The sequence below is a fragment of the Acinetobacter sp. UBA5934 genome (assembly GCF_002430855.1).
Classification (GTDB): Bacteria; Pseudomonadota; Gammaproteobacteria; order Pseudomonadales; family Moraxellaceae; genus Acinetobacter.
In genome coordinates, this window is sequence record NZ_DJDC01000147.1 from 1 (window position 1) to 4,434 (window position 4,434).

Consider the following 4,434-nt stretch of genomic DNA (forward strand, 5'->3'; position numbering starts at 1 on the left):
CAAATCACGAATAATTCGCTGTGGTAGAGGCAGTTCCTCAAAAATCAGTGAAGGCACGGCAATGCTTTTTTGCTTGCGCTGAATAAATTCCCAAAGCTTGGCCAAATACGCCATATCCTGGGCAATTTCCGCTTCAGGAATCCCCTCTGCCGCGGTACGCACAATGACACTACCAGGTAATTGATGCTCGCTTTGAATCCGTTCGATCATTGAACGCAGTCGATCTCGCTCCTCTTCAGATTCAATGCGTTGTGATACCCCAATATGATGACCATAAGGCATCAGCACAAGATAACGTGAAGGAATGGAAAGATCGGTACTGAGGCGCGCGCCTTTGGTCCCCAGCATGTCTTTCATCACCTGGACAGTCAGAATTTGACCAGGTTGCAGCAGTTCAAAAACATTGGGAGTCGGTTGATTGCGCGGCCAGACCATATCATTGATATGTAGAAAAGCAGTTCGTGAAAGACCAATATCGACAAAAGCAGCCTGCATACCCGGAAGTACACGTACCACTTTACCTTTATAAATGTTGCCAACCAATCCACGCTTAACCGTACGCTCAACAAACAACTCATTGACCGTGCCGTTCTGGATTAAGGCCACACGACATTCCATAGGTGTGACGTTAATCAACAACTCGTCAGACATAATAAAACTCAAAACATTATAAAAATTCTTTTTGAGGTCAGTTAATTTAGTGCCTTAACTGCCTGTAATAACTGTACGGTTTCATGTAAAGGCAAGCCCACGACATTGCTATAACTGCCTTCTATACGGGGAATATAACGCGATGCGATGCCTTGAATAGCATAACCACCCGCTTTGCCAATCGGCTCCCCAGTGGCCCAATAATCTTCCATATCATTGAGACTTAATTTTTGAAACTCAACCTGCGTTCGTACCACTATACTTGATTTTTCTGTACTTGTACGCACACAAACACCGGAAAATACATCATGCTTGCGACCGGAAATACGCTGCCACATTTCAAAAGCATGTTGTTTTGAATCAGGTTTCCCTAAGATTTGATTGTCCACCCCTAAACTGGTGTCAGCGGCAATCACAATGGCATCCGGAAATTGCTCCAGGACCACCTCGGCTTTGCTACAGGCCAGACGCTCTACATAGGCGGCAACATCTTCGCCCTCAACGATAGATTCATCAATGTCTGGACTAAAGATTTCGAAATCCAGACCCAACTGTTGCAGCAGTTCCCGACGGCGCGGTGAACTCGAAGCCAGAATTAAACGCGCCATTTTTTTAGCATAAAATACATGACCGGGAAAACCAGCAGACTGGTCAATAAAGGTTGCCAGTGTCGGGTGATGGAAAATTGCAAACCACCCATAATTTGCAAAATCCAGGTCAAAAATAGATGTGCCAGCACTGCCAGGAAACTGATAATCCACAGATTTCCAAAAGTCAAAATACGTCGTTCACGGGTTAAAAACCGGACAATAAAAGTGATCAACACAAAACTTAAGGCGTTCATACCCAAAGGTGCATCTAGCAGCAGGTCGGTAAATATTCCGGTGGCAAAGGCAAACCAGATTCCGCACCATGTAGGCTGACACATCACCCAAAACAGCATGAGCAGCAGCATAAATAAAGGCCGTGCACCTGACACTGCATAAGACAATGGATAAACCATCAGCACGGAACAGAAAATGACTGAAACAATAATGGCAATTAAAGGATCACGATTGGTTTCAGCACGTAATTTAGCGAGTCGCATGCGGCTGCTCCATCGCTAGTGAATCAGAAAACAGGACGACCACATGATGCCCACCTGCCAGTTGCGCGGCTGGAATCACTTCAATCTGGGCAAACTCACCTGAATTATGCCGATTCACTTTAGAAACTGTACCCACCAGATAACCCGCCGGGAAATGTGCCCCCAGACCTGAGCTATAGACTTTTTCGCCAACCTTGACATTGGCGCTGGTCGGAACATATTCCATCTTCAAATGACCTAAATCACCTGTACCCGATACAATGGCACGCATCCCGGTATGTTCTAGACGCACGGAAAGAGAGTGTTCTTTGTCGGATAGCAACATAATACGGCTACTGTGCGAATTGACATTAATGATCTGCCCCATGATACCCTTGTCATCCAGTACGGTTTGCCCGACTTTGAGCTGACTGCTGGAACCACGGTTAATCACAATAATATGTCTTAAAGGATCTGCATCGGTACCGATCACTTCTGCAATTTCCATGCGCCCATCAATAATCAAAGGGGTATCGAGCAGACCTCTTAAACGGGTATTTTCAGCAGAAAGTTCAGATAATTTTTGCAGACGAACCTGAGCCTGTAACAGCTCGGCTTGCATCGCGGTATTTTCACGACGTAACTGGGCTTCAGACTTGGTTTGTTGATTGAGCCATTCTCGCGATAACACCGGATAACTTGCCAGGGCATAAATCGGATTATATGCCGCGTACAAGACATCACGCGCGGGTTGAATCACATGAGGCATGCGCCAGTTAAAAAACAGCACAACCAGACATGTGATGACCGCAATGATAAATGAGCGAAAAGATGGCGGTTGTCGAGAAAACAGTTGTGTTTGCACCCGCCTTGTCCTTTACTTAACCTACAAATAGCATATCGTGATTTGGATTATCGAAGAATTCCAGGACTTTACCACCACCACGAGTCACGCAAGTCAGTGGATCTTCGGCCACAACTACAGGTAAACCAGTTTCTTGGGCAAGAAGTTTGTCCAGGTTACGCAGTAATGCACCACCACCTGTCAATACAATGCCACGTTCTGCAATGTCAGAAGACAATTCAGGCGGGGTTTGTTCAAGGGCAGATTTCACCGCAGAGACAATATTTTGTAGTGGATCAGAAATGGCTTGGGCAATTTCAACTGAAGTCACGGTAATTGCACGAGGCACACCTTCTGCAAGGTTACGACCACGAACTTCGATTTCGAGTATTGGAGCACCTTCATCCGGCAATGCCATACCGACTTCTTTTTTAATCACTTCGGCAGTGGTTTCACCAATCACACAGCCATGCGCTTTACGTACGTAGTTGATGATCTGTTCATCAAATACATCACCACCAATACGTAGCGAATCTGCGTAAACACAGCCCTGTAATGAAATGATTGCGATTTCAGTGGTACCACCACCAACATCAACCACCATAGAACCACATGCCTGCTCAACCGGCATGCCTGCACCAATTGCAGCAGCCATCGGCTCTTCAATCAGGCGAACATCACGTGCACCGGCATTGAAGACTGCTTCACGAATGGCACGGCGCTCAACCAGAGTTGATTTACACGGTACACAAACCACAACACGCGGTGCAGGCGGGAAAAGACGCTTTTCATGGACTTTACCAATAAACTGGTTCAGCATGGTTTCGGTCACTTCGAAATCGGCAATCACTCCATCTTTCATCGGGCGGATTGCAGAGATATTTGCAGGTGTACGACCAAGCATTTGTTTAGCATCAAGACCAACAGCGGCAACGATTTTTTGTGAACCACTGTGACGAATTGCCACAACCGTCGGTTCATTTAATATAATGCCTCGTCCTGGTGCATAAATAAGTGTATTTGCTGTACCTAAATCAATGGCTAGATCGGGCGAAAACAAGCCAATTAGTCTTTTTAGAATCACGGAGACGTTCTCGATTAAACTTTATGTGGACGCAAGGTGGCAACTTTAACTAAATGTGATGATTTGAACAAGTCAATCGCTTATTATAACGCACGATATTTTGAATTTTTTTAATACTGATTAGGTAATATTATGTCTACATCGGATGCACAGCATTCTGCGGATTTAAATGCACAAACAGTTTCAGCAATCGCACATCTTGCACGATTGTCGCTAAATGATACGCAATCTGCTGAATATGCTCAAAGTCTAAATAAAATTTTAGGCATGATGGAAACCTTAAAAGGCATTAACACTGAAGGTGTTGAGCCGCTTAAAAGCCCATTTGACAATCCACAGCCCTTACGTGAAGACGTGGTTTCTGAAGAAAATCATCGTGAAGAATATCAAGCTGTTGCACCAGCAACCCAAGATGGCTTGTACCTTGTTCCGCGCGTGATTGAGTAATTTTTATTCAGTTAAATCATTTTATTAAATTAAACGTAAAGAAATATTTCTCATGACAGATTTACATCGCTTATCGATTCGTGAACTTTCCGAGGGTTTGGCTGAGGCTAAATTTTCGTCTCGCGAATTAACAGAACATTATTTAAAACGCATTGAAAAAATCGATGCTCAAGTACAATCTTATGTCACTGTCACGCCTGAACAAGCACTGGCTCAAGCCGATGCAGCTGATGCAGCCATTAAAACAGGCAATGCAAGTGCTTTAACCGGTGTTCCAATTGCGCATAAAGATATTTTCTGTACCCAAGGCATTAAAACCACTGCCGGTTCTAAAATGCTGGA

General features: G+C 44.7%; 7 protein-coding genes. 2 read left to right on the forward strand and 5 right to left on the reverse strand.

Going from position 1 to position 4,434, the window contains the following annotated elements:
- The 5 genes from B2Y23_RS10225 to B2Y23_RS10245 all read right to left on the reverse strand — a co-directional run.
- A partial coding sequence (locus B2Y23_RS10225; RefSeq protein WP_291370655.1) for a ribonuclease E/G occupies positions 1–651 on the reverse strand: 651 nt, incomplete at its 3' end.
- 41 nt (positions 652–692) lie between these two features.
- Positions 693–1,259, reverse strand: coding sequence for a Maf-like protein (locus B2Y23_RS10230; protein WP_291370658.1), 567 nt, complete (start codon positions 1,257–1,259; stop codon positions 693–695).
- A complete protein-coding gene (mreD, locus tag B2Y23_RS10235; RefSeq protein WP_291370660.1) occupies positions 1,247–1,738 on the reverse strand; it encodes a rod shape-determining protein MreD in 492 nt (163 codons plus the stop codon). Before mreD ends, B2Y23_RS10230 begins: the two co-directional genes overlap by 13 nt.
- Positions 1,725–2,582, reverse strand: a complete 858-nt coding sequence (mreC, locus tag B2Y23_RS10240; protein ID WP_291357549.1) for a rod shape-determining protein MreC — start codon at positions 2,580–2,582, stop codon at positions 1,725–1,727. Before mreC ends, mreD begins: the two co-directional genes overlap by 14 nt.
- A gap of 16 nt (positions 2,583–2,598) precedes the next feature.
- A complete protein-coding gene (locus B2Y23_RS10245; protein ID WP_086174771.1) occupies positions 2,599–3,645 on the reverse strand; it encodes a rod shape-determining protein in 1,047 nt (348 codons plus the stop codon).
- 132 nt (positions 3,646–3,777) lie between these two features.
- Between B2Y23_RS10245 and gatC the strand changes: the two genes are divergently transcribed.
- Both gatC and B2Y23_RS10255 read left to right on the forward strand, forming a co-directional pair.
- Positions 3,778–4,092, forward strand: coding sequence for an Asp-tRNA(Asn)/Glu-tRNA(Gln) amidotransferase subunit GatC (gatC, locus tag B2Y23_RS10250; protein ID WP_291370662.1), 315 nt, complete (start codon positions 3,778–3,780; stop codon positions 4,090–4,092).
- A 52-nt stretch (positions 4,093–4,144) separates the two neighbouring features.
- The coding region (locus tag B2Y23_RS10255; RefSeq protein ID WP_291370664.1) for an amidase family protein at positions 4,145–4,434 on the forward strand (290 nt) is incomplete at its 3' end.